The organism is Acuticoccus kandeliae, assembly GCF_003073115.1.
This window is the reverse complement of record NZ_QBBV01000001.1, coordinates 1173816-1197374: the sequence shown is the minus strand read 5'-3', so window position 1 is coordinate 1197374 and position 23559 is coordinate 1173816. Positions and strand designations below refer to the sequence as shown.

Here is a 23559-nt window from a genome sequence, read left to right as displayed (position 1 = left end):
GGATGATGTAGGTCCCCTCCCAAAGCGCAGAGGGAGACCCTTCATGAAGGACTGGCCGCGACACGGCACCATCACGGGGCCGATCGTGATGATCGGCTTCGGATCCATCGGACGCGGCACGCTGCCGTTGATCGAACGCCACTTCAACTACGACAAGTCCCGCATGGTCGTGATCGACCCGTCGGACGCGGACCGGCGCCTTCTCGACGAGCGCGGCATCAAGTACGAGCAGATCGCGATCACGAAGGAAAACTATCGTGACGTGCTGACCCCGCTGCTGACGGCTGGCGAGGGGCAGGGCTTCTGCGTCAACCTCTCGGTCGACACCTCCTCGCTCGACATCATGCGGCTCTGCCGCGAGCTCGGCGTCCTCTATATCGACACCGTCGTCGAGCCCTGGCCCGGCTTCTATTTCGACAAGTCCGCCTCCAACGCCACGCGCACGAACTATCATCTGCGCGAGACGGTCCGTTCGGAGAAGCGGGCGAACCCCGGCGGCACGACGGCCGTCTCCTGCTGCGGTGCGAACCCCGGCATGGTGTCCTGGTTCGTCAAGCAGGCGCTCGTCGACCTCGCCGAGGAACTCGGCCACAAGGACCCGATGCCGACGACGCGCGAGGGCTGGGCGAAGCTCATGCAGACGCTCGGCGTGAAGGGCGTCCACATCGCCGAGCGCGACACCCAGCGCGCGAAGTCCCCGAAGCCGATGGACGCGTTCTGGAACACGTGGTCGGTCGAGGGCTTCCTCTCCGAGGGCATGCAGCCGGCCGAACTTGGCTGGGGCACGCACGAGAAGTGGATGCCGGACAACATGGAAGTCCAGCCGGAAGGCTCGGGCTGCCGCGCGGCGCGCTACATGCTGCAGCCGGGCGCCAACACGCGCGTGCGCACCTGGTGCCCGACGCCGGGCGCCCAGTACGGCTTCCTCGTCACGCACAATGAGAGCGTCTCGATCGCCGACTACTACACCGTCGGCGAGGGCCTCGACCCCGAGTTCCGGCCGACCTGCCACTACGCCTACCACCCGGCCAACGACGCCGTCCTCTCGCTCCACGAGATGTTCGGCCAGGCCGGCCAGATGCAGTCGGTCCATCACGTCCTCGACGAGCACGAGCTCGTGGACGGCATCGACGAGCTCGGCGTCCTTCTCTACGGCCACGCCAAGAACGCCTACTGGTACGGCTCGCAGCTCTCCGTCGAGGAGACGCGGCGGATCGCGCCCTACCAGAACGCGACTGGCCTCCAGGTGACCTCCGCCGTGCTCGCCGGCATGGTCTGGGCGCTCGAGAACCCGGAATCCGGCATCGTCGAGGCCGACGAGATGGACCACGCGCGCTGCCTCGAGGTGCAGATGCCCTATCTCGGCCCGGTGAAGGGCTACTTCACCGACTGGACGCCGCTCCACGACCGTCCGGGCCTCTTCCCGGAGGACCTCGACGAGAGCGATCCCTGGCAGTTCCGCAACGTCCTCGTGCGCTGAGGATCCGAGGGGCCGGCCGCGCGCCGGCCCCTTTTTTCGCGATCACACCTTCGCGCAATCCGGCGAATTTCACTCGTCTTGCGCCTGTCCCCGTGCTTTGACCGCTCATCGGGGGGACAAATCATGGCCTTTCTGCCGAAAAGCCTGTTCACGCACCTTGGTCTGTCGGACATGCTGACGGCGCGCATGCCCGCCCGTGTCGTCGAACTGGTCGTCGCCGAGGAGGAGCGCTCCGAGCGCCTGATCGGCTGGGTGCAGCTCACCATCGCCGTCACCTTCGCAACCCTCTACGCCGTCGCCCCGCGCCCCACCGACGCGAGCACCATGTTCCAGCCGGTGCCGATCGTGCTCGCGGCCTATATCGCCTTCACGATCCTGCGCCTTGCCGCCGCCTATCGCGGCTTCCTGCCCGGCTGGCTCCTCGTCGCCTCGATGGTCGCCGACATCGCGCTCCTCTACGGGCTGATCTGGAGCTTCCACATCGCCTACCACCAGCCGGCCGCCTTCTATCTGAAGGTGCCGACCTTCGCGTACGTGTTCGTCTTCATCGCCGTGCGGGCGCTGCGCTTCGACCCGCGCTTCGTGGTGAGCCAGGGGATCATCGCGGCCATCGGCTGGGTCATCATGGTGCTCTACGCCATCGAGAATAGCGGCGGCGACGTGATCACCCGCTCCTTTGTCGCCTACCTCACGAGCAATCTCGTGCTGATCGGCGCGGAGTTCGACAAGATCTTCACGATCCTCGTCATGAGCGGCGTCCTCGGCCTTGCCCTCTTCCGCGCGCGCCGCACCCTCCTCACCGCCGCGCGGGACGCGGCGGCGACGCGCGACATGCGCCGCTATTTCGGCGCGGGCGTCGCCGACGCGATCACCTCGCGCGAGACGGAGGCGATGGCGGGCGAGGCGGAGGGGCGGGACGCGGCGATCCTGATGCTGGACCTGCGCAACTTCTCCCACTTCGCCGCGACCCACACCCCGCACGACGTCGTCGCCACCCTCACCGCCTATCACGCCCTCGTCGTGCCGATCATCGAGCGAGAGGGTGGAATCGTCGACAAGTTCCTGGGCGACGGGGTGATGGCGACCTTCGGCGCGGTCTCCCCGTCCGAGACGGCGGCGGCGGACGCGCTGCGGGCGCTCTCCGCGATCATGGCGGGCGCGCCGGCCTGGTCGGCCGCGATGGCGGCCAAGGGGATGCCCGCGCTCGCGATCCAGGGCGCCGCGGTCGCCGGACGCGTCGTCGCAGCGACGCTCGGCAACAAGGAGCGGCTGGAGTTTACCGTCATCGGCTCGGCCGCCAACATCGCCGCCAAGCTGGAGAAGCACAACAAGGTCGCCGGCACCGCCGCCCTCACCACGGAAGAGACGCTCGACCGCGCCAAGGCGCAGGGGTTCGACGGCACGCTCTCTTCGCTCGGCCTGTGCAAGGTGGCGGGGGCGGACGATCCGCTCCATCTCTGGAAATTGTGCTGACGCGCATCAAACGAGGATTGGAGCTTCCATGGGTTATCTGCTGGATGGGCGCTGGCACACCGGCTCGCCCGGTTTTGCGAGCAACTCCGGCGAGTTCGAGCGGAAGGCCTCGTCCTTCCGCAGCTTCGTCACCGCCGACGGATCGCCGGGGCCGACCGGCGAGGGTGGCTTCCGCGCCGAGGCGGGCCGCTATCACCTCTACGTCTCGCTCGCCTGCCCCTGGGCGCACCGCGCGCTCATCATGCGCGCCCGCAAGGGCCTCACCGACATGATCGGCCTCTCCGTGGTCCACTGGTTCATGGGCGAGGACGGGTGGACCTTCGCGGACGGCCAGGGCGTCATCCCCGACACCGTCAACGGCGCGCAATTCCTGCGCGAGGTCTACCAGGCGGCCGACGCCGACTATTCCGGCCGCGTCACCGTGCCGGTCCTCTGGGACAAGGCGCGGGGGACGATCGTCTCCAACGAATCGTCCGAGATCATCCGCATGTTCGACACCGCCTTCGACGGGCTCGGCGCGACCGCCGGCACGCACCGCCCGGCCGGCCTCGAGGCGGAGATCGATGCGATCAATGATCGCGTCTATGCGACCGTGAACAACGGCGTCTACCGCGCAGGGTTCGCGACGCGCCAGTCAGCCTACGAGAAGGCGGTGGGCGAACTCTTCGACAGTCTCGACTGGCTGGAGGCGCTGCTCGACGGCCGCGACACTCTCGTCGGCGACGCGATCAGCGAGGCCGACATCCGCCTCTTCACCACCCTCGTGCGCTTCGACGCCGTCTATCACGGCCATTTCAAGTGCAACGTGAGACGGATCGTCGACTACCCGAACCTTTGGCGCTACCTGAAGGGCCTCTACCGCCAGCCGGGATTCGCCGAGACCACCAACCTCTTCCACATCAAGCACCACTATTATGAGAGCCACCGGTCGATTAACCCGACCGGGATCGTCCCTGCCGGACCGGCGCTCGATTTTGGCGCACCCGTCCGGGGCGTGTGAACAGAGTAACATTGGGTCGGTCGAGGCGGGTGCGGAGCGTGTAGGCTCCGCCCCTCACCTGGTACGAGCAGAAGAGACATGCTGCGCAAACTCTACGACAAGACGCTGTCCCTCGCGGCGGGCCGCCATGCCAAACCGGCGCTTTTCGGCGTCTCGTTCGCGGAAAGCTCGTTCTTCCCGCTGCCCCCCGACCTCCTTCTCATCCCGATGGTGCTCGCCGAGCGGCACAAATGGTTCGTCTTCGCGACGCTCTGCACCATCGCCTCGGTCCTCGGCGGCGTCTTCGGCTACGCGATCGGCCATCTCCTCTTCGAGCAGATCGCCGAGCCGCTGATCGCCTTCTACGGCTACAGCGAGAAGTTCGCCTCCTTCACCGAGCGCTTCCACGAGTACGGGGCCTGGATCGTCTTCTTCGCCGGGATCACGCCGTTCCCCTACAAGGTGATCACCATCGCCTCGGGCGCGGCCGATCTCTCCATGACCGTCTTCATCCTGGCGAGCATCCTCGCGCGCGGCGTCCGCTTCTACGCGGTCGCCGGCCTCCTCTATAAATTCGGCTCGCCGATCCGCGCCTTCATCGAGGAGAGGCTCGCCCTCGTCTTCACGGTCGGCGCGGTCCTGCTGATCGGCGGCTTCCTGTTGGTGAAACTTCTATGAGTTCTCTTCGTCTTCCCCTCGGCGTCCTCGGCACCCTCGTCATGATCGCGGCGATCGCGACCGCATGGGGGTTCGAGCTGATCGGCGGGTTCATCCCCTGCGCCCTCTGCCTCGAGCAGCGCATCCCCTATTATGTGGCGATCCCGGTCGCGCTCATCGGCCTCATCGCCGCGACGCGCACCGACACGCTGGCCCGCTGGCTCCTCGCCATCGCCGGCATCGCGATCCTCGTCTCGGCGGGGCTCGGCGTCTATCACGCCGGCGCGGAGTGGGGCTTCTGGCCGGGGCCGGCGACGTGCGGCGGCGGGGCCGACGTGCGCGACGCCTCCAACATGCTCTCCGTGCTCGAAGAGACGCGCATCGTGAGCTGCACGGACGCCGCGGGCCGCTTCCTCGGCATCAGCTTCGCGGGCTGGAATGTCGTCGCCGCGACCACCGCCGCGATCCTCCTCTTCGCCGCCGCCCTCGCGCCGAGGACCCGCGCGGCGTGATCAGCCTCGACGCCTTCGCCGCGCTCGCAAAGGCGGAATATGACAAGCTCCCGGACTCGTTCCGGGCGCTCACCGGCTCCGTGCAGATCTCCGTCGCCGACGATCCGACCGACGAGATGCTCGACACGATGGACCTCGACGATCCGGACGAGCTCCTCGGCCTCTTCGAGGGGTTCGGCATGGCCGAAGGCCTTGCCGAGTTCACCGGCCAGATGCCGAACCGCATCTGGCTCTTCCGCCGCCCGATCCTCCACTTCCTGGAGGATGGCGAGGGTGAGGACGATATCGAGGCCGTGGTCCGCCACGTCCTCATCCACGAGATCGGCCACCATTTCGGCCTGTCGGACGATGACATGTACGCCATCGACGATTCCGAGGATTGACGAAACGCCCCCGTCCGCCCCGCGTTGTCCCCCCGACAAAAGGGAGGACGAAGGCCGATGTCAGGACCGTCGAACAAGGGCGTCGCGCGCATCTGGCGTGGCCGCACGCGCCGCGAGATCGCCGACGAATATGAACGCTACAATTATGAGGAAGGCATCCGCCCGCTGATCGAGAAGGCGTCGGCCGTGCAGACCTTCCGCCACGACGGCGAGACCGAGACGGAGTTCATGACGATCTCCTACTGGGAGAGCGTCGAGGCGATGGGCGCCTTCACGGGGACCGACCCGACCGCCATCCACCACCTCCCGCGCGACGCCGACTATCTCGTCGAACTGCCGAGCGCGGTCGAGATCCTGGAGCTGAGGGTCTCGGAGGGCCTCTCCCCACCGGCGGCCGGTAGGTAGGGTCAGCCGATCTCCTCTTCCTTGCAGTCGAGCGTCTCGGTCATCCCCGGCGGGGTGAACATCGCGCTGTCCCCCTTCGTCCAGAACTCCGCCGCGCCCTGGCCGCCCTCGATGGCGTAGCGGGCGCCGGAGCCGGAGACGGCCTGCGGCAGGACGATCCAGTTGTCGGCCCAGGCGAGGGAGACGAGCGACTCCTCGGTGTTGATGAACACCGCGCTCACAAACGCATCGAGCCCCTCGCACTGGTAGGCGAAGGGGCCGAGGCTCGGCGTGTCCTCCCCGGCGCGCGCGCCGGCATAGCCCTGGCGCAGCTCATGGATGCGCATCGCGTAGGAGTCGACGATGCAGGCGTCGAGATCGTCCGCCTTCCAGCAATCGTTGCGCCCCTTCACCCAGCCCCGCTGATAGGCCTTCAGCTCGTCGAGCCGGGCCTTGTCGTCGGAGACGGACGCGACGGCGAGCTTGTAGAGGCGCGACAGCTCCACATCGAGCGAGGCGAGCCCGTCCGACTGGCAGATCGCCTCCTCGGCGGCCCCGTCGGCCTTCGCGCAGTCGAAGGCGGGGTCGGCGGCCTTGGCCGCACCGGCGAGGAGCACCAAAGCGGCGGCAGCGGCGAGCAAATGGGACAAGCGGGCCATGATGTCTCCCCTGGGTGTGTGCGGGCGTTTCTTGTGGTGGGCGCGACCGGCCTATTCGACGAGGTCGACGGGATGGCGCGCGCGCTCGGCCGCTTCCTGGATGGCGCGGCGCGCTTCGCTGACATCGCCCCATCCGCTGGTGCGCGGGCGCAGATGCTCCTCGATGTCGCGATAGTGGCAATAGAAGTGCGCGATCTGGCGGAGCTGGCTGCCGGGGAGATCGGTGTAGTTGAGGACCTTGTCGTAGCGCGCGGTGAGGCGCGCGGCGGGGACGGCGAGCACCGTCAGCTCCTCCGCTCCGTCGCCCGTGACGTAGAGGACGCCGATCGGCCGCACGGCGATCACCGTGCCGGGCGCGATCACATGGCTCGTCACGATGAGGGACTGGAGCGGGTCGCCGCTCTCCGACACCGTGTGCGGGACGAAGCCCACATTGCCGGGGCAGCGCATGGTCGTGTGGAAGAGCTGCGTGACCGTCAGCGCGCCCGACACCTCGTCGACGCGCACGGCGAGCGGCTCGGCACCGACGCTCGCGGTGACGACCACGTTGACGTCATTGGGGGGTGACGCGCCGAGCGTCACGCCGTCGAGCCGGATCATGGGGGCGGCAGTTTCAGCGCCGGAGGCGTGAGACGGTCGAACCCGAAGGCGACCTTGCCGATCGGCACGTCGCCGAACATCTCCTCGGAGGTCGCGACGATGCGCCCGCCGAGACGCTCGTAGAACTGGCAGCCGGGCATGTTTTCCGACAGGCACCAGACGATGAGCGAGTCCTGCCCGCGCCGGCCGAGGCGCTGCTGGGCGGAGCGGAAGAGGCGCTTGCCGAAGCCGAGTCCGGCATATTCGGGCTGGATATAGAGCTCGTACACCTCCGTCTGGAACGGGAGGGTGCGCATCCGGCTGGCGCCGAAGGTGATGTAGCCGCGAACCTCGCTCCCCGCATCGAGAACCAGGATCGGAACGCGCCGCCGCACGGCCTTTTCCCACCAGTTCGGGCCGCGCCGGGCGATCATCTGCTCGAGCTCGCGTCCAGGCAGGATTCCCTGATAGGCAAAGCGCCACGACGCGTCATGAACGCGTGCAAGCCCATGCGAGTCGCTCGGCTTGGCGGTGCGTATGGCGAGGGCGGCGGTGCTCATGGCCCGATCGTGATCCTCGTTCGCCCGGACCGCAAGTTTTATTGTGTTCATACCGTTACCGCATGCGGCGAGTTGCAAGCCACGGCCAGCCGTCGCATATCACGCGCGTGACAAACATTAACGCACCCTCTGATCTCGATATCGTCACGTTCGGCTGCCGGCTCAACGCGCTGGAAAGCGAGAACGTGCGCGCGCTCGCGGCCGACGCGGGCGTCACCGACACCGTGGTGGTCAACACCTGCGCGGTGACGGCAGAGGCCGTGCGCCAGGCGCGCCAGACGATCCGCAAGATCCGGCGCGAGCGGCCGAACGCGCGCATCATCGCGACCGGCTGCGCCGCGCAGACCGATCCGGACGGCTTCGCCGCCATGGACGAGATCGACCACGTCGTCGGCAATGCCGAGAAGCTGCAGCCGGCCTTCTGGGCGAACCTGCCGCGCCACGACAAGATCGTCGTCGGCGACATCATGGACCTGCGCGAGACGGCCGCCCACCTCGTCGAGAGCTTCGGTAGCCGCACGCGCGCCTTCGTCGAGGTGCAGAACGGGTGCGACCATCGCTGCACCTTCTGCATCATCCCCTATGGCCGCGGCCCGTCCCGCTCGGTGCCTATGGGGGTGGTCGTCGACCAGGTGAAGCGCCTCGTCGATTCCGGCCACCGCGAGGTCGTGCTGACCGGCGTCGACCTCACGAGCTATGGCGGCGACCTGCCGGGCGCGCCGAAGCTCGGCGACCTCGTCGCGCGGATCCTGCGCCTCGTGCCGGACCTGCCGCGCCTGCGCCTCTCGTCCATCGATTCCATCGAGGTCGACCCCGCCCTCCTCGACGTCATCGGCGGCGAGCCGCGGCTGATGCCGCACCTCCACCTGTCGCTCCAGGCGGGCGACGACATGGTGCTGAAGCGCATGAAGCGCCGGCATCTGCGCGAGGACGCGGTGCGCTTCTGCGCCGAGGCGCGCGCGCGCCGGCCCGATCTCGTTTTCGGCGCCGACCTCATCGCCGGCTTCCCGACCGAAACCGACGCGATGTTCGAGAACACGCTCGCGATCCTCGCCGACTGCGACCTCACCCACGTCCACGTCTTCCCCTTCTCCGCCCGCGTCGGCACGCCGGCGGCGCGGATGCCCCAGGTGGCGCGCCAGGTGGTGAAGGCACGCGCCGCGCGGCTGCGCGAGGCGGCGGAGGCGCGCCTCGCGGGCGCCCTTGCGGGGGCCGACGGGTCGACCGTCGAGCTCCTCGTGGAAGACGGCAATCGCGGACGCACCCCGCATTATCTCCCGGCCCATCTCGTCGGCACGCCGGTACCGGCGGGTGATCTCCTCGCGGGCCGCGTCGTCGGCGCGGAAGGCGGGAGCCTCCTCGTCGAAAGGCTGGCTGCATGAGCGAAGGACGCCGCTCCTTCTGGGGCTTCGGGCGCAAGCGCGCGGCCGAAGAGCCGGCGGCCCCGCCGCCGCCCGCCGAAACCAAGGTCGAGGCCGAGGTCGAGGTCGAGGACCGGGTCGCCGAGACGGCGACGCCCGCGCCCGAAGCGCCGCCCGCGCCCCAAGCGCCCCCCGCACCAGCTCCCGCCGCCCCTCTCCCCGCCGCGAGCGAGCCCGCAGCGGCCGTGCCGGCGGCTGCGCCGGAGGCGGCCAAGGGCGGCTGGTTCTCGCGCCTGCGCCAGGGTCTCTCCCGGTCCTCCAACAGGCTCGGCGACAACGTCTCGGCGCTCTTCACCAAGAAGAAGCTCGACGCGAGCTCGCTGCAGGACCTCGAGGACATCCTCATCGAGGCCGATCTCGGCGTCGACACCGCGATGGCGATCACCGACCGCCTCTCCGAGGGCCGCTACGCCAAGGGGATCGAGGCGGAAGAACTTCAGGAGGTCCTCGCCGAGGAGGTCGAGCGCGTCCTGAAGCCGCTCGCCCGCCCGCTGGAGCTCGACGGGCCCGCGCCCTTCATCGTCCTCGTCGTCGGCGTCAACGGCACCGGCAAGACGACGACGATCGGCAAGATCGCCGCGCAGGAATCGGCGAAGGGCAAGTCGATCGTCCTCGCCGCCGGCGACACCTTCCGCGCCGCCGCCGTCGAGCAGCTCAAGATCTGGGGCGAGCGATCCGGCGCGCGCGTCGTCGCCGGGGCCCCGAAGGCGGACGCCGCCGGCCTCGTCTACGAGGCGCTCGACGCCGCGAAGGGCTCGGACCTTCTCATCATCGACACCGCCGGCCGCCTCCAGAACAAGGCCGAGCTGATGGCCGAGCTCGAGAAGATCGTGCGCGTGATCAAGCGCCGCGTGCCGGACGGCCCCCACGCCGTCCTCCTCACGCTCGACGCCACGACCGGCCAGAACGCGATGAACCAGGTGGACATCTTCCGCCAGACCGTCGGCGTCACCGGCCTCGTGATGACGAAGCTCGACGGCACGGCGCGCGGCGGCATCCTCGTCGCGATCGCGAACAAGCATGCCCTGCCGATCCACTTCATCGGCATCGGGGAAGGCATCGACGACCTCGCCCCCTTCGACGCCCACGATTTCGCGCGGGCGATCGCGGGGCTTTAGGCCGGCCCCGCCGCCGCGAGTTCGGCGACCAGCGTCTCGGTGTCGACCTCGCGGCAGAAGCCCTTGAAGGCGGAGAGCGCGTTCTCGTGCCGCTCCACCGTCTGGGAGGCGCAGGCGTCCGTCACCACCGTGACGAGATAACCGAGGTCGCACGCGCTCTTCACCGTCGCGTCAACGCACTGATCCGTCAGCACGCCCGAGACGATGAGCTGGGCCTTCCCCATGCTGCGCAGCAGATAGTCGATCGCCGTCGAGATAAAGACGTTCGCCGAGGTCTTCGGCAGGACGATCTCGTCCTCCAGCGGGGCGAGTTCGTCGATCGTCTGCCCGTCCCACGAGCCGCGCGGGACGTGGAAGCCGGTGATCTTGTAGTCGAGGCTGCGGTCGCGCCCGTCGCGCGTCAGGCTCTCGATGTTGGTGTACATCACCTCCACCCCCGCCGCCCGCGCCGCCGCCTGGATGCGCTGCATGTTCGGCACGATGTGGGTGCGCAGGTGCGCGATGAACGGCTCATAGACCGCCCGCCGCTTCTCCGGCGCGCACGTGCGCACCTCGGTCCCGTTCGGGTGGCAGCAATAATTCTGCACGTCGATGAAGAGGAGCGCCGCGCGGTCGGGCTGGATCGGGATCTCCCGCGACGTCGTGGACAGAAAGGCGCTCATTCTCGCTCCTCGGTTCGCTCTGGCGCACAAAGTGGCTTGGCACACCCGCCGCGCAAGTGAAAATCTCGGCTTGCCGTACCGGGAAAGGCTTGGTGAAGTGGCCCCCATGACCGAACCCCTGATTGCAACCTGCATCCCCGACATCGCCGGCCAGGTCCGGGGCAAGGCCGTCCCCCTCTCCGCCTTCGGCGAGCTGTTCGAGATCGGGGCCGGGTGGACGCCCGCGAACGTGCAGATCACCTGCTTCGACACAGCCTCCGAAAGCCCCTGGGGCCCGACGGGCGACGTGCGCATGATCCCGGACCGGAACGCCATGGTGGAGGTGCCGCTGCCGGGCGGCGCGACGGAGCGGTTCGTCCTGTGCCGGGTCGTCGAGGGGGACGGCGCGCCCTGGGAATGTTGCCTGCGCACGATCCTCGACAGTGCGATCGCGGCGCTGAAGGCGGAGACCGGCCTCTCGCTGCGCGTCGCCTTCGAGCACGAATTCACCTTCCGCAACGCCGACCACGAGCCGGAGCCGGGCACCGCCTACTCGCTGCGGGGCCTGCGCGGCCGGCGCATCTTCGGCGAGACGCTCGCCGGGGTGCTGCGCGACGCGGGGCTCCCGCCGGACAGCTTCCTGCGCGAATTCGGCCCGCGCCAGTTCGAGATCACGCTGCCGCCCCAGGAGGCGATGCGCGCGGCGGACGAGGCGGTGATGCTGCGCCAGCTCACCTACGCGGTGGCGGAGGATTTCGAGGCGCCCGTCACCTTCTCCCCGCTCGTCAGCGAGCACGGGGTCGGCAACGGCGTCCACATCCACTTCTCCTTCTGGGACGAGAACGGCCATCCGAAGACGCGCGATGCCGCCCGCCCCCACGGCCTCGCGGCGGTGACGGGATCCTTCATCGCCGGCATCCTCGCCCACCTTCCCGCCCTCACCGCGCTCACCGCGCCGAGCGCGCTCTCCCACATCCGCCTCACCCCGCACCGCTGGAGCGCGGCCTTCAACAATCTCGGCGTCCAGGATCGCGAGGCGGCGGTGCGCGTCTGCCCGACCTTCGCCGGGGACGACGAGGCGCGGCGCTCGCGCCAGTTCAACATCGAGTACCGCGCGACCGACGCCTCGGCGACGCCGCACCTGTCGCTCGCCGCGATGATCTTCGCCGGGCTGGAAGGTGTGCGCGCGGGCCTCCCGGCGCCCGAGCCGACGACGGGCGACCTCACCCTCCTCGCCCCCGATGCGCTGGCGGCGAAGGGGCTCGTGCGCCTGCCGGCGACGCTCGCCGACGCGCTCGACGCGCTGGAGGCCGACACCGCCCTCCTCGCCGCCTTCCCCGGCCGCTTCCCGAGCATCTATCTCGCCCACAAGCGCGGCGAACTTGCCGTTCTCGACGGCAAGACGATCGACGAGCGGATCGCCGCCTACTGCCTCGCCTACTGATCGCCCCCGCGCCGCGCGCCGATCTTGGTGGCAAGGCTCGCGGTGATGACCCCGACCGCGACGACGCCGATGAGGATGGTGCTCGCCGCGTTGATCTCGGGCGAGACGCCGAGGCGGACGGCGCTGAAGATGCGCATCGGCAGCGTGGTGGAGCCGGGCCCGCTCGTGAAGCTCGCGATCACGAGATCGTCGAGCGAGAGGGTGAAGGCGAGGAGCCAGCCCGCCGCCACAGCCGGCGCGATCACCGGCAGCGTCACGAGGCAGAAGGCCTTCACCGGCGGGGCGCCGAGATCGCGCGCGGCCTCCTCGAGGCTCATGTCGAAGGCGGTGAGGCGCGACTGGACCACCACCGCGACGAAGCAGAGCGCGAAGGTCGTGTGCGCGATGGTGATCGTCCAGAAGCCCCGGTCGAAGCCGATGGCGACGAAGAGAAGCAGCATCGAGAGGCCGGTGATCACCTCCGGCATCACGAGCGGGGCGTAGGTCATCGCCTGGAAGAGGGAGCGGGCGGGCAGGCGCCGCGCGCGCGTCAGCGCGATCGCGGCGAGCGTGCCGAGCAGCGTCGCGAGCGTCGCGGTGACGAGGCCGACGAGGAGCGAGATCTTCGCCGCCGCGAGCAGCTGCCGGTTCTGGAAGAGCGAGACGTACCACTTGGTGGAGAAGCCACCCCACACCGTCACGAGCTGGGACTCGTTGAACGAGTAGATCACCAGGAGCAGGATCGGGAGGTACAGGAACGCGAAGCCGAACGTCAGCGAGACGGCGTTGAGGGCGGTGAAGCGGGTCATTCGGCCTGACGCGACTGCGCCCTCTGGAAGAGGGTGATCGGCACCACGAGGACCACGAGGAGCACGATCGCCACCGCGCTCGCGAGTGGCCAGTCGTGGTTGAGGAAGAACTCGTCCCACAGCGTCTGGCCGATCATCAGCGTGTTCGACCCGCCAAGGAGGCTCGGGATCACGAACTCGCCGACGGCGGGGATGAAGACGAGGAGCGATCCCGCCACGATCCCGGGCACCGCGAGCCGCACCGTCACCTGCCAGAAGGCGAGCCAGGGCGGGCTGCCGAGATCGGACGCGGCCTCCAGCAGCGCCGGATCCTGCCGCTCCAGCGCGGCATAGAGGGGCAGCACCATGAACGGCAGGTAGCCGTAGACGATGCCGATGAGGACCGCCCCGTTGGTGTTGAGGATGTTCAGCGGCTCAGTGATCGCGCCGATGTCGAGGAGGAGCGCGTTGAGGAGCCCCTCCCGCTTCAGGATGCCGATCCAGGCGTAGATCCGGATCAGGAAGGACGTCCAGAACGGCATGATGACGAGCGCCACGAGGAGCGGGCGCACGCCGCGCGGGGCGCGCGCCATCGCGTGGGCGATCGGGAAGCCGATGAGGAGGGTGATGATCGTCGAGACCGCCGCGAGTTCCAGCGACGAGAGGTAGGCGCGCCAGTAGAGCGAGTCGCTCGCGAGGAACAGGAAGTTGTCGAACGAGAGGGATTTCGCCTTCTCCACCGTCGCCGCGAACCCTTCGGAGAGGTCGAAGCTCGGCTCGTAGGGCGGCTGCCCGTAGAAGGCCGTCGACAGCGAGATCTTGAGGACGATCAGGAACGGGATGAGGAAGAAGACGAGGAGCCAGAGATAAGGGAGGAGACCCGCGAGGCTCGCGTTGGCGAAGCGCCGCCCGCCCTTGTCCGCCCTCAGCGCCTCAGCGCTCGAGGAAAACCGCATCGGCCTCGTCCCACGTGAGCATCACCTGGTCGCCGATCGCGATCGACGCCCCCTCCCGCGTGTTCGACCGGCGGACCTTGAGGAGGTGCCCGGTGTCGAGGCGCACGCGATAGAGCGTGTCCTCGCCCATATAGGCGGCGTCCACCACGACGCCCGAGACCGCGTTCGCGCCGTCGAGCGGCGCGCTCTCGGCCGGCCGCATCACGATCTTCTCCGGCCGCACGGCGACGCACCCGGCCGCGCCTCCGGAGGCGCCTTCGCCCGCCTGGGCCCGCACCCGCGTGCCGAGCGTCTCGACCGCGAGCTCGACCTCGGACGGGGAGACGCGCGCGACCTTCCCCTCCATCAGGTTCGTCTCGCCGATGAAGGTGGCGACGGCCCGGCTCACCGGCGCTTCGTAGATCTCGGACGGGGTGCCGATCTGCTCGATCGCCCCCTCCCGCATCACCGCGATCCGGTCGGCGAGCACCATCGCCTCGTCCTGGTCGTGGGTGACGATGATGAAGGTGATGCCGAGGCGGCGCTGGATCTCGGTCAGCTCGAACTGGGTCTCGGCGCGCAGCTTCTTGTCGAGCGCGGCGAGCGGCTCGTCGAGGAGGAGAACGCGCGGCTCCTTGGCGAGCGAGCGGGCGAGCGCCACACGCTGGCGCTGGCCGCCGGAGAGCTGGTGGGGCTTGCGCCGGGCCTGGGGCGTCAGCTGAACGAGGGTGAGCATCGCCTCGACGCGCGCGGCGATCGTGTCCGCGCCGAGCCCCTCGCGGCGCAGGCCGAACGCGATGTTGTCCCACACGGAGAGGTGCGGAAACAGCGCGTAGGACTGGAACATCATGTTGGTCGGCCGCTTGTGGGCCGGCACGCCGTTGAGGTTCACCCCGTCGAGATAGATGTCCCCGCTGGTCGGCGCCTCGAACCCGGCGAGCATCCGCATCAACGTGGTCTTGCCGCAGCCCGACGGGCCGAGAAGCGCGAAGAACTCGCCCTCGTTGATGTCGAGCGAAAGATCGTCGATCGCAACGAAGCGGCCGAAGGTCTTCCTCACATGGTCGAAGCGGATGAACGGCAGGGTCGGATCGCCGCCGAACGGGGTTCCGCGGAAGCCCGACGGCGAGGCCATCTCGTTCATCGAAGGGGCCGTGACTGGCGCATCATCGGCGGGCTCCGCGTCTCAAGCGTGACGGGCGCGGGCGTTCTCAACACCCGCGTCCCACGATCAGGGGGTCAGCGACCCGTCTTGATGCGCGTCCACTCGCGCGTTGCGACGCGCTGGACGGCGGGCGGCAGCTCGGTCGTCGTGAACAGGGTCTCCTGGACGGCGTCCGGCGGATAGACGGCAGGATCGTCGAGAACGGCCTCATCCACGAACTCCCTCGATGCCGCGTTCGCGTTGGCATAGTTCACGTAGTTGGTCGCCTTCGCAATCACTTCCGGCCGCATCAGGTAGTCGATGAAGGCGAGCGCGTTCTCCTTGTGCGGCGCGTCGGCGGGGATCGCCATCATGTCGAACCACATCGGCGCCCCTTCCTTGGGGATCGAATATTCGACGGTGACGCCATTGTCGGCATCCGCGGCGCGGTCGCGCGCCTGGAGGATGTCGCCCGACCAGCCGACCGCGAGGCAGATGTCACCGTTCGCGAGGCCGTTGATGTACTCGGAGGAATCGAACTTCTGGATCGAGGGGCGGATCTTCGCCATCAGCTCGGCCCCGGCGCGGATATCGTCCGGCTCCTTGGAGTTCGGGTCGAGGCCGAGATAATTCATCGCGATCGGCAGCATGTCCGACTGCGCGTCGAGCACGTAGATGCCGCAATCGGCGAATTTCGACACGACGTCCGGGTCAAACAGCATCGCCCAGGAATCGACCGGCGCGTCCGGCATCCGCTCCAGGATCTTCTCCTTCACGTAGCCGATGCCGGTGGTGCCCCACATGTAGGGGATCGCGTATTCCGCGCCCGGATCGTAGGTCGCCGTCTCCTTCAGGATCTTGTCCCAGAGGTTCGACATGTGCGGCAGCTTCGACTTGTCGAGCGGGGCGAAGATGCCGGCCTTGATCTGCCGCGACAGGAAGTAGGCGGTCGGGACGACGACGTCGTAGCCGCTCTTGCCGGCGAGGAGCTTCGCCTCGACGAACTCGTTGGAATCGAACACGTCATACTGGACGCTAATGCCGGTCTCGGCGGTGAAGTCGGACAGGATCGACTCGTCGATATAGTCCGACCAGTTGTAGACGTTCACGACCTCCTGGGCCGCGGCGGGTCCGGCGACTAGCGCCGAGGCGAGCGCTGCAACGACTGTCCATCTCGTGGCCAAGGGTCCCTCCTCAGGCTGCCAGGTCGATCAGATCCATTCGGCACGTTTGCACGAAACGTGCCGATGGTCCTTGCGCAATCAACCGGACGATAAGTCAAGCCGCCTCAGCCGACTATGCCGCTTTCTTCAACGCCTCCTCGGAAAGAACCATGTCGTCGTCGAGGTCGCGCCTGGGACGCACGCCGCGCTCGGACAGGGCGCCGTGATAGGCTTTCACCGCCTCCCCCGAGGTCAGATTGCGCCCGACCACCTCGCGCATGAGGCGCACGATATCGACCGGCGACTCGGCGAGGTGGATCTTGCGACCGAACAGCGCAACGCGCGCGCCGTGGCGCTCGGCCTGGGACAAAAGCTCGAACGTGTCGCGCGTGGTGCCGGCCGACCCGCCGAGGATGCCGACGATGAGGTGGGTGGGATCGTAGGAGGCGAGCTCCTCCATCGCCTCGGGGCCGTTGTACTGGATCTTCAGGAATTTCGGGAAGTCGATGTCCATCACGCCGGCGAGCGTGCGCACGATGTTGTCGTTGATGAAGGAGCCGATATCGGCCCCGTCCGTCAGGCGGATGTCGAAGGCCGGATTGAAGACCTCCAGGAAGTGCCGCATCCCGTGCTGCCCCGCCTCCTTGCGGAAGGCGCTGTAGGCCTCGGCGTTGATCGCGTCGATGTCGCGCTGGTTCGAGAAGGTGATCGAGTAGAGGCCGAGATTGGTGTGGGCGGCGACCTGATCGAGCCGCGCCGTGCGGTGGTGGCGCGAGGGCTCCTCGCGATAGCGCCCGCCGCGCGCGGACCAGATGTCGGTCGTGTCGTTGAGGCGCATCGCGAGCGTCACGTCCGAGCCCGCGAAGAGCCCCTCCTTCGACAGGCGCTCCCCGGTCGAGGCGGAGACGAGCATGATGTCGACGAGGCCGGTGCGCGTCATCTGACGGATCGCCTCGAGATGGGTTGCGCGCGGCGTGTGGCGGCCCGGCTTCGCGGGATCTGCGACCGGCGCGGCCCGCCCGAAGCCGATATCGCCGTCCTTCGCGTCGGCGATGATGAAGTCCGCGGGCGTGTACCGGCCCGCCTGGATGTTGGCGAGCTTGCGGTCCAGAGCGAGCATGGGTCGATCCCTTTCCTTGGGTCCTTGTGGTGAGTCGGTGCGGGCGGGTCAGGCGACGGCGGAGGGCCGCGCGTCCTCCCGCCATCCCCATCGGTTCGCAAGGTCCAGCGCCTCGCGCCAGGGGAGGATGCCGCCGGTGGTCGTGATGTCGCGCAGCGAGGCGGCGGCGGTGGCGTGGGCGAGCGCCAGCGAGTCGGCGACCGGCCAGCCCTCGTGCCAGCCGTAGAGGAAGCCGGCAGCGAACGCGTCCCCTGCCCCGTTCGCCCCGGCGATCGCCTCCTGCGGGACGCGCACGGAGGGGCGCACGGTGACGCCGCCATCGCGCGTCACCACCACCCCGCCGCGCGGGAAATGGACGGCGACGAGCGCCATCGCGCCACGCTCCATCACCGCGCGGGCGGCGGCAACGCACGCGTCGATATCGGTCTCCCCGCCCGGCACCGTCTCGATCCCGGCGATGCCGCCGATCTCGTGGTCGTTGACGATGAGGAGGTCGAGATGCGGCAGGCACGGGCGCATCAGCGCGTTGATCCGCTCTGCCTCGATGGAGGTGAGCTCCATGTTCGTCGCAAGGCCCGCCCGCCGCGCCTTGTCGAGCGTCGCGGCCCAGCCATTCTCGAACCCGCCCCACGGCCCGTCCATCAGCGCATGGATCCCCGGCAGGCCGAGATGGAGGAGCTTGTGGGTGAGGCCGGAGAAGTCGAAATGGTCAGGTGTCAGAAGGTTCGCAACGCCGAACTGGCTCATGTGCGTGCGCAGGCCCTTGTCGGCCGAGGCGAAGGCGAGCGTGTAGTCGGTCGGTGCCTTGTCGGTCGTCTGCATCCGCGAGTGCTCGATGCCGTAGCGCTCTGCCTCGCCGACGAGGAAGGCCCCGTCCGCGTCCGCGCCGACGAGCGCGATCGTGCCGACCGGCATCGCCGGGTCGAGCGTCTTGATGTTGACGGCCATGTTGTAGCCGGAGCCCCCGCCGCAGGGGATGTTCTCCAGGATGTCGGCGCGGCCGTTCTCCGCCGGCCAGGTGACGACCATGATGTTGCGATCGAGGCACCAGGTGCCGCCGGTCAGGATGCCGCGTCTCATGATGGGTGGCTTTCCTGGCGTTGTGGGTCGGTGCGCACGAGCGGGATCGGCTCGGTCTTCGGCGGGGCCATCGCCCCGGTCATGATCGCGACGGCGTCCGACATCTCGTGGTCGTGCGGGCGGATCACTGCGACGCGCTGGCCGAGGCGGTGGATGTGGATCCGGTCCGCCACCTCGAACACGTGGGGCATGTTGTGGCTGATGAGGATGATCGACATCCCGCGCCGCTTCACGTCGAGCATCAGCTCCAGCACGCGCCGCGATTCCTTGACGCCGAGCGCGGCCGTCGGCTCGTCCATCACCACGACGCGCGTGCCGAAGGCGGTGGCGCGGGCGACGGCGATGCCCTGGCGCTGACCGCCGGACAGCGCCTCCACCGGCAGGTCCACATTCTGGACGGTGAGGATGCCGAGATCGGCGAGCCGCTCCCTCGCCTCGCGCCGCATCCCGCCCCGGTCGAGCGTGCGCAGGAACCGGCCGCGCCAGCCCGGCAACCGCCGCTCGCGGCCAAGAAACATGTTCTCCGCCACCGAGAGGGCCGGCGAGAGGGCGAGGTTCTGGTAGACCGTCTCGATCCCGGCCGAGCGCGCCTCGATCGGCGAGGTGAAGTGGACCGGGCGGCCGTCCATCACGATCTCGCCTGCGTCCGGCAGGATCGCGCCGACGAGCGCCTTGATGAGCGTCGTCTTGCCCGCCCCGTTGTCGCCGATGACGGCGAGGATCTCGCCCGGCATCAGGTCGAAATCGGCCCGGTCGATCGCGACGACGCGGCCGTAGCGCTTGGTGAGGCCACGCGCCTGGAGGATCGGCGTCGGCGTCTTGATGGTGGCGACCGGGCTCACACCGACACCCGCCGGATCCACTGGTCGAGCGCGACCGCGATGATGATAAGCGCGCCGACCGTGAGGTTCTGCCAGTTGTTCTGGAGCCCCGCGAGCGCCAGCCCGTTGCGGAAGACGCCGACGATCAGCGCCCCGAAGAGCGTGCCTATGATCGCGCCGCGCCCGCCGAAGAGGCTCGTCCCGCCGATCACCACGGCGGTGATGGAATCGAGGTTGGCGTTGTAGCCGGCGTTCGGGCTCACCGCCCCGATGCGCCCGATCAGCACCCACCCGGCGATGCCGCAAATGAGCCCCGCGCAGGTGTAGACCTTGATGAGGGTGAGGCGGACATTGATGCCGACGAGGCGCGCGGCCTCTGGATCGTCGCCCGAGGCGTAGACGTGCCGGCCGAATTTCGTGCGCGTCAGCATGTAGGAGACGACGATCGCGACGAAGATCATCAGCACCGAGCCGAAGGTCAGCACCCCGCCCTTCAGGAAGTCGAGGGGGATGATGTCGGTGAGGCGGATCGAGTGGCCGGTGAACTGCAGGAGCGGCGCGGTCGCCTCGACATCCTGCTGCCGGAGCGACTCGTTCTTCGAATAGAGGAAGTTGATGCTCTCGAAGATGCTCCAGGTGCCGAGCGTCACGATGAAGGGCGGCAGGCGGAGCGTCGTGATGAGGAGCCCGTTCGCGAAGCCGCAGGCCGCGCCCGTGAGGAGGCCGAGCGCGAAGGCGAGCTCCACCGGGAGGCCGGTGACGACCGCGAGGCGCCCCATCACCACCGAGGAGAGGACCATGATCGCCCCGACCGACAGGTCGATGCCGGCGACGAGGATCACCATCGTCTGGCCGACCGCGAGGAGCGCGATCACCGTCACCTGCTGGAGGACCAGCGACAGGTTGAAGGGATGGAAGAAGCGGTCGCCGACGATCAGCCCGAAGACCACGAGGCCGAGCGCGAGGACGATGAAGGGCACCGTCGTCGGGTAGAGGTGCAGGAAATATTGAAGGCGGCGAAGCGGCGAGCGCACTTCGCGCCCGGGAAAGACCGCCTCGACCTCAGTATCGCTCGCCATGGGCCGGACTCGTGGTGTGGGCTGTGGATGCGGAAGTCGCCGGGGACGGCGGCCGGGCGCTCGGGCGCGCGGCCGCCGGTGCGGATCAGCCCCAGCAGAGCTTCAGCGCTTCCTCGGACGAGATCGATTCCAGCCCGTCGACCGGCTTGTCGGTGACGAGGGCGACGCCGGTGTCGAAGAAGTCGAGGCCCGGCGTCGGCGCGGGCATCACGCCGTCCTTGGCGAAGGCGACGACGGCTTCGACGCCGAGCGAGGCCATTTTCAGCGGATATTGCTGCGCGGTCGCGCCGATGATGCCTTCCGCGACGTTCTTCACGCCCGGGCAGCCGCCATCGACGGAGACGATGAGGACGCCCGACCCATCCATGCCGGCGGCCTTCAGCGCCTCATAGGCGCCCGCGGCGGTCGGCTCGTTGATGGTGTAGACGACGTTCGTGTCGAAGTCCTTCTGAAGAAGGGTCTCCATGCCGGTGCGCCCGCCGTCCTCGGCGCCGCCCGCCCAATAATGGCCGACGATCCGCGGGTCGTTCTCGTCGAGATAACGCTTCGGGTCGCCGATATCGATGCCGAAGCCTTCCATGAAGCCCTGGTCGCGCGCGACGTCGACGGTGGGCTGGGCCTCGTGCGCGTCGAGGAGCGCGATCTTGGCGTTCTTCGCCCCGTCCTCGCCGAGCGTCTTCGCCGCCCACGCGCCGATCAGGCGGCCGGCCTTGAAATTGTCGGTCGCGAAGGTCGCGTCCGCGGCGTCGGTCGGGTCGAGCGGGGTGTCGAGCGCGATCACCAGGATGCCCGCGTCGCGCGCCTTCTGGATCGCGGGGACGATGCCGACCGTGTCGTTCGGGGTGATGAGGATGCCCTTGGCGCCGGCGGAGATGAGGTTCTCGACCGCGGTCACCTGGGTATCGTTGTCACCGTCGAACTTGCCGGCGAAGCTCTGGAGCGTCACGCCCAGCTCTTCGGCCTTCTGCGAGGCGCCTTCGCGCATCTTCACGAAAAAGGGATTGCTGTCGGTCTTCGTGACGAGGCCGATCAGGATGTCGTCCTGCGCCAATGCGCTGCCGGCCATGAGCGCGCACGCCATCGCGCCGCCGGCCACGAGGCCCGCCAAGGCCCTAGCATTTTTCATCATTCGATTCCTCCCAGAACCGGATCTGTGTCCGCCCGGTCTTTTGCGCCGGGCTGTGCGGCCCGTTCACGGCCATTTCCGACCGCCTGGGTGCCGTCACCCCGAATAAGAGACGGCAACCCTGAGGCTTGTCAACGATCCTCGCAGCGTTCGGTAGAGTTGCACTGCAACATGGACGAAGCAAAAAACTCCGATTGCCAACGGAACCATCCGCCCTTGCTTGGGCGTTTATTGCCTATCGTGTTAATCGGCAGGCACCGGATGGTGGCGTATGCGATCGATTACTTCCGCCCGTCATCCGCCGGTCCGGCGCGCGGCCGCCGCGCGCACGCAATGCGCGACGGACGGTTCGCGCGCGCCCCTCGCCCGCCCCACGGCCGGCACGATCGCGGATTGCGGCAGTCCTGTGACACGCGCGTCCGGAATGCCCGCAATGCGGCACCGGGCATTGCAACCATGCAAAATATGATCAAGGCTGCGTTCGGGCGATCCGGTCGGAGACAGGCGCGGCTGCCGCCGGGGTTCGGCCGGACAACGCCTCGCCCGCGCGGCGCATCAACCAAGCGTGCAATTGACTCTTATGCTATTTGGAAGAAGGACTCATAATGCTAGATTATCAGATCATAAGGCCCTCGACGGCCTTCTGGTCTGGAAGGCTGGGGCGGACGCTTTGCCAAGCCCCTGTCGATCAATCGTTTTCGCTGACCTTCGGCACTGAGTCCGATCTTCTGAACTGCTTTGTAAGAGCGAGTTTTCGTGTCGCCAGGACATCGGCCCGCCGATGGAGGAGTCGGGGCTACGCGCCGTGTCCGTTGGCAAAATAAAAAGCTTTGAGGAAACAATGAGATACTACGCGCATGCACGATCACCGTCGCCGCGATAGGACGAAACTTCCGGCCGGCATCCAGACGTCAGGGCCGGCGACGCTCGCCGACGTCGCGCGCCGTGCCGAAGTCGCGAAGTCCACCGTTTCACGCGCCCTCAGCAACGACCCCAATCTCAACATCCGCGAAGAGACGCGCCTGCGCATTCAGGCAGCCGCCGCGGAGCTGTCCTACATTCCGAACCCCAACGCACGCAGCCTGCGCCTCTCGCGCACCTGGACGATCGCCTTCGTGGTTCCCGAGCTCGGCAGCCCCGTCTTCGGCCAGATCATCGAGGGGGCACACCGCGCCGCGGCGGAGCAGAATTATTCGGTCCTCATCGCCCAGGTCGAGGAAGGCGGTTCCCCGCGCGAGCTCGGGCGGCGCATCGTCCTCGGCAGCCGCGTCGACGGCGTGCTCCTCGGCACCGTCGACGACCAGCGCCTGCTGGACGATTTCACCTCGCTCGGCGCCCGCGTCGTCGCCGTCAATTGCGACACGGGCGATGCCAACGATTACAGCGTCATCGTGGACAACGAGGCCGGCGCGCAGCTCGCGGTCGGCCACCTCGCCGAGCTCGGCCACGCGCGCATCGCCTATCTGTGCGCCGCCGCGCCCACCTATGTGAGCGACCGCCGCCGCTCCGGCTTCATCGCCGGGCTCGAGGCCGCGAACCTGCCGGTCGACCCCCGTCTCCTGCGCGAGATCAATCCAAGCGCGCACGACGCGGAGGCCGCCGCGCTGGACCTCCTCAGCGACATCGACCGCCCCACCGCCTTCGTCGCCTGGAATCTCGCCGTCGCGGCCGGGATCACGCGCGCCGCGCGCAAGTTGAAGCTCTGCGTGCCGGACGCCGTGTCGGTCATCTCGCTGAACGACACGCGGGCGGCGGAGATGATGACGCCGGCCGTCACCGCGGTGCGCCTCCCCCTCTTCCGCCTCGGCTGGAGCGCGGCGACCAACCTCATCGACCTCATCGAGGGACGGCGCGTCGACCCGCACGCGATGATCCTGCGCCCCGACGGGGTCGTCCACCGCGAATCCTCGGGACAGCTGTCGCTCCCCTGATGCGACACACCGCGCGCAAGTTGGCGCATGGGGCGTAACATCCGGGCCGGTTTGGTTTATTCTCTGTCCCGCGACAGGGAGTGACCGATGGCACAAGAACGAC

At 68.4% G+C, this 23559-nt stretch carries 24 protein-coding genes; 11 read left to right on the top strand and 13 right to left on the bottom strand.

The annotated features are described in order from the left end of the window. Positions 1–43 precede the first annotated feature (43 nt). From DBV35_RS05535 to DBV35_RS05505, 7 genes are all read left to right on the top strand, one after another. Positions 44–1480 carry a homospermidine synthase gene (locus DBV35_RS05535; protein ID WP_108659207.1) on the top strand — a complete coding sequence of 479 codons (1437 nt, stop codon included), beginning with the start codon at positions 44–46 and terminating at the stop codon, positions 1478–1480. Positions 1481–1603: 123 nt separating this feature from the next. Continuing rightward, a complete protein-coding gene (locus DBV35_RS05530) occupies positions 1604–2953 on the top strand; it encodes an adenylate/guanylate cyclase domain-containing protein (RefSeq protein WP_108659206.1) in 1350 nt (449 codons plus the stop codon). Between the two features lie 28 nt (positions 2954–2981). Continuing rightward, positions 2982–3953, top strand: coding sequence for a glutathione S-transferase family protein (locus tag DBV35_RS05525; RefSeq protein ID WP_108659205.1), 972 nt, complete (start codon positions 2982–2984; stop codon positions 3951–3953). Positions 3954–4031: 78 nt separating this feature from the next. Continuing rightward, entirely contained in the window at positions 4032–4610 is a 579-nt protein-coding gene (locus DBV35_RS05520) for a YqaA family protein (RefSeq protein WP_108659204.1), read from the top strand. After that, complete coding sequence (locus tag DBV35_RS05515) at positions 4607–5101, top strand: disulfide bond formation protein B (protein WP_108659203.1); 495 nt, start codon at positions 4607–4609, stop codon at positions 5099–5101. The genes DBV35_RS05520 and DBV35_RS05515 overlap by 4 nt, the downstream gene beginning before the upstream one ends. Beyond that, complete coding sequence (locus DBV35_RS05510) at positions 5098–5484, top strand: metallopeptidase family protein (RefSeq protein ID WP_108659202.1); 387 nt, start codon at positions 5098–5100, stop codon at positions 5482–5484. The genes DBV35_RS05515 and DBV35_RS05510 overlap by 4 nt, the downstream gene beginning before the upstream one ends. A 57-nt stretch (positions 5485–5541) precedes the next feature. Then, complete coding sequence (locus DBV35_RS05505) at positions 5542–5889, top strand: hypothetical protein (RefSeq protein ID WP_108659201.1); 348 nt, start codon at positions 5542–5544, stop codon at positions 5887–5889. A gap of 2 nt (positions 5890–5891) precedes the next feature. On the opposite strand, the gene DBV35_RS05500 is transcribed toward DBV35_RS05505, so the two are convergent. The 3 genes from DBV35_RS05500 to DBV35_RS05490 are packed head-to-tail and all read right to left on the bottom strand — an operon-like array spanning position 5892 to position 7666. Then, complete coding sequence (locus DBV35_RS05500) at positions 5892–6527, bottom strand: MliC family protein (protein ID WP_108659200.1); 636 nt, start codon at positions 6525–6527, stop codon at positions 5892–5894. Positions 6528–6578: 51 nt separating this feature from the next. Beyond that, entirely contained in the window at positions 6579–7127 is a 549-nt protein-coding gene (locus DBV35_RS05495) for an inorganic diphosphatase (RefSeq protein ID WP_205648477.1), read from the bottom strand. After that, on the bottom strand, positions 7124–7666 hold the full coding sequence (locus DBV35_RS05490; RefSeq protein ID WP_108659199.1) for a GNAT family N-acetyltransferase: 543 nt from the start codon (positions 7664–7666) through the stop codon (positions 7124–7126). The genes DBV35_RS05495 and DBV35_RS05490 overlap by 4 nt, the downstream gene beginning before the upstream one ends. A gap of 107 nt (positions 7667–7773) precedes the next feature. Here DBV35_RS05490 and mtaB point away from each other — a divergent pair, with 107 nt between their 5' ends. Continuing rightward, positions 7774–9048 carry a tRNA (N(6)-L-threonylcarbamoyladenosine(37)-C(2))-methylthiotransferase MtaB gene (mtaB, locus tag DBV35_RS05485; protein ID WP_245943849.1) on the top strand — a complete coding sequence of 425 codons (1275 nt, stop codon included), beginning with the start codon at positions 7774–7776 and terminating at the stop codon, positions 9046–9048. Next, complete coding sequence (gene ftsY, locus DBV35_RS05480) at positions 9045–10205, top strand: signal recognition particle-docking protein FtsY (RefSeq protein ID WP_108659197.1); 1161 nt, start codon at positions 9045–9047, stop codon at positions 10203–10205. The genes mtaB and ftsY overlap by 4 nt, the downstream gene beginning before the upstream one ends. Here the strand turns inward: ftsY and DBV35_RS05475 are convergent. Further along, positions 10202–10867: a cysteine hydrolase family protein gene (locus DBV35_RS05475; protein WP_108659196.1), complete on the bottom strand. Its 666-nt coding sequence runs from the start codon at positions 10865–10867 to the stop codon at positions 10202–10204. The genes ftsY and DBV35_RS05475 overlap by 4 nt on opposite strands. A gap of 106 nt (positions 10868–10973) precedes the next feature. On the opposite strand from DBV35_RS05475, the gene DBV35_RS05470 reads away from it, so the two are divergent. Then, positions 10974–12290 carry a type I glutamate--ammonia ligase gene (locus DBV35_RS05470; RefSeq protein ID WP_205648476.1) on the top strand — a complete coding sequence of 439 codons (1317 nt, stop codon included), beginning with the start codon at positions 10974–10976 and terminating at the stop codon, positions 12288–12290. Here the strand turns inward: DBV35_RS05470 and DBV35_RS05465 are convergent. From DBV35_RS05465 to DBV35_RS05425, 9 genes are all read right to left on the bottom strand, one after another. Beyond that, on the bottom strand, positions 12284–13078 hold the full coding sequence (locus tag DBV35_RS05465; protein WP_108659195.1) for an ABC transporter permease: 795 nt from the start codon (positions 13076–13078) through the stop codon (positions 12284–12286). The genes DBV35_RS05470 and DBV35_RS05465 overlap by 7 nt on opposite strands. Further along, positions 13075–14013, bottom strand: a complete 939-nt coding sequence (locus tag DBV35_RS05460; protein WP_108659194.1) for an ABC transporter permease subunit — start codon at positions 14011–14013, stop codon at positions 13075–13077. The genes DBV35_RS05465 and DBV35_RS05460 overlap by 4 nt, the downstream gene beginning before the upstream one ends. Beyond that, a complete protein-coding gene (locus tag DBV35_RS05455; RefSeq protein WP_108660566.1) occupies positions 13991–15127 on the bottom strand; it encodes an ABC transporter ATP-binding protein in 1137 nt (378 codons plus the stop codon). Before DBV35_RS05455 ends, DBV35_RS05460 begins: the two co-directional genes overlap by 23 nt. 104 nt (positions 15128–15231) lie before the next feature. Then, positions 15232–16320, bottom strand: coding sequence for a polyamine ABC transporter substrate-binding protein (locus DBV35_RS05450; protein ID WP_108659193.1), 1089 nt, complete (start codon positions 16318–16320; stop codon positions 15232–15234). A 112-nt stretch (positions 16321–16432) separates the two neighbouring features. Continuing rightward, a complete protein-coding gene (locus DBV35_RS05445; RefSeq protein ID WP_108659192.1) occupies positions 16433–17419 on the bottom strand; it encodes a hypothetical protein in 987 nt (328 codons plus the stop codon). Between the two features lie 48 nt (positions 17420–17467). Further along, positions 17468–18499 carry a carbohydrate kinase family protein gene (locus DBV35_RS05440; RefSeq protein WP_108659191.1) on the bottom strand — a complete coding sequence of 344 codons (1032 nt, stop codon included), beginning with the start codon at positions 18497–18499 and terminating at the stop codon, positions 17468–17470. Further along, positions 18496–19341 carry an ATP-binding cassette domain-containing protein gene (locus DBV35_RS05435; protein ID WP_245943848.1) on the bottom strand — a complete coding sequence of 282 codons (846 nt, stop codon included), beginning with the start codon at positions 19339–19341 and terminating at the stop codon, positions 18496–18498. The genes DBV35_RS05440 and DBV35_RS05435 overlap by 4 nt, the downstream gene beginning before the upstream one ends. Further along, positions 19338–20399, bottom strand: coding sequence for an ABC transporter permease (locus DBV35_RS05430; protein ID WP_108659190.1), 1062 nt, complete (start codon positions 20397–20399; stop codon positions 19338–19340). The genes DBV35_RS05435 and DBV35_RS05430 overlap by 4 nt, the downstream gene beginning before the upstream one ends. Positions 20400–20484: 85 nt before the next feature. Continuing rightward, positions 20485–21525 (bottom strand): sugar ABC transporter substrate-binding protein, encoded by a 1041-nt coding sequence (locus DBV35_RS05425; RefSeq protein WP_425428441.1) that lies wholly within the window; start codon positions 21523–21525, stop codon positions 20485–20487. Between the two features lie 857 nt (positions 21526–22382). Here DBV35_RS05425 and DBV35_RS05420 point away from each other — a divergent pair. Beyond that, positions 22383–23456 carry a LacI family DNA-binding transcriptional regulator gene (locus DBV35_RS05420; RefSeq protein WP_108659188.1) on the top strand — a complete coding sequence of 358 codons (1074 nt, stop codon included), beginning with the start codon at positions 22383–22385 and terminating at the stop codon, positions 23454–23456. The last annotated feature ends 103 nt before the right edge of the window (positions 23457–23559 follow it).

Excerpts from the sequence above, each read along its gene's own strand:
- DBV35_RS05535 (WP_108659207.1), top strand. The coding sequence starts at position 44 with ATGAAGGACTGGCCGCGACACGGCACCATCACGGGGCCGATCGTGATG.
- DBV35_RS05530 (WP_108659206.1), top strand. The coding sequence starts at position 1,604 with ATGGCCTTTCTGCCGAAAAGCCTGTTCACGCACCTTGGTCTGTCGGAC.
- DBV35_RS05525 (WP_108659205.1), top strand. The coding sequence starts at position 2,982 with ATGGGTTATCTGCTGGATGGGCGCTGGCACACCGGCTCGCCCGGTTTT.
- DBV35_RS05520 (WP_108659204.1), top strand. The coding sequence starts at position 4,032 with ATGCTGCGCAAACTCTACGACAAGACGCTGTCCCTCGCGGCGGGCCGC.
- DBV35_RS05515 (WP_108659203.1), top strand. The coding sequence starts at position 4,607 with ATGAGTTCTCTTCGTCTTCCCCTCGGCGTCCTCGGCACCCTCGTCATG.
- DBV35_RS05505 (WP_108659201.1), top strand. The coding sequence starts at position 5,542 with ATGTCAGGACCGTCGAACAAGGGCGTCGCGCGCATCTGGCGTGGCCGC.
- DBV35_RS05500 (WP_108659200.1), bottom strand. The coding sequence starts at position 6,527 with ATGGCCCGCTTGTCCCATTTGCTCGCCGCTGCCGCCGCTTTGGTGCTC.
- DBV35_RS05495 (WP_205648477.1), bottom strand. The coding sequence starts at position 7,127 with ATGATCCGGCTCGACGGCGTGACGCTCGGCGCGTCACCCCCCAATGAC.
- DBV35_RS05490 (WP_108659199.1), bottom strand. The coding sequence starts at position 7,666 with ATGAGCACCGCCGCCCTCGCCATACGCACCGCCAAGCCGAGCGACTCG.
- ftsY (WP_108659197.1), top strand. The coding sequence starts at position 9,045 with ATGAGCGAAGGACGCCGCTCCTTCTGGGGCTTCGGGCGCAAGCGCGCG.
- DBV35_RS05475 (WP_108659196.1), bottom strand. The coding sequence starts at position 10,867 with ATGAGCGCCTTTCTGTCCACGACGTCGCGGGAGATCCCGATCCAGCCC.
- DBV35_RS05470 (WP_205648476.1), top strand. The coding sequence starts at position 10,974 with ATGACCGAACCCCTGATTGCAACCTGCATCCCCGACATCGCCGGCCAG.
- DBV35_RS05465 (WP_108659195.1), bottom strand. The coding sequence starts at position 13,078 with ATGACCCGCTTCACCGCCCTCAACGCCGTCTCGCTGACGTTCGGCTTC.
- DBV35_RS05460 (WP_108659194.1), bottom strand. The coding sequence starts at position 14,013 with ATGCGGTTTTCCTCGAGCGCTGAGGCGCTGAGGGCGGACAAGGGCGGG.
- DBV35_RS05455 (WP_108660566.1), bottom strand. The coding sequence starts at position 15,127 with ATGGCCTCGCCGTCGGGCTTCCGCGGAACCCCGTTCGGCGGCGATCCG.
- DBV35_RS05445 (WP_108659192.1), bottom strand. The coding sequence starts at position 17,419 with ATGCTCGCTCTGGACCGCAAGCTCGCCAACATCCAGGCGGGCCGGTAC.
- DBV35_RS05440 (WP_108659191.1), bottom strand. The coding sequence starts at position 18,499 with ATGAGACGCGGCATCCTGACCGGCGGCACCTGGTGCCTCGATCGCAAC.
- DBV35_RS05430 (WP_108659190.1), bottom strand. The coding sequence starts at position 20,399 with ATGGCGAGCGATACTGAGGTCGAGGCGGTCTTTCCCGGGCGCGAAGTG.
- DBV35_RS05425 (WP_425428441.1), bottom strand. The coding sequence starts at position 21,525 with ATGAAAAATGCTAGGGCCTTGGCGGGCCTCGTGGCCGGCGGCGCGATG.
- DBV35_RS05420 (WP_108659188.1), top strand. The coding sequence starts at position 22,383 with ATGCACGATCACCGTCGCCGCGATAGGACGAAACTTCCGGCCGGCATC.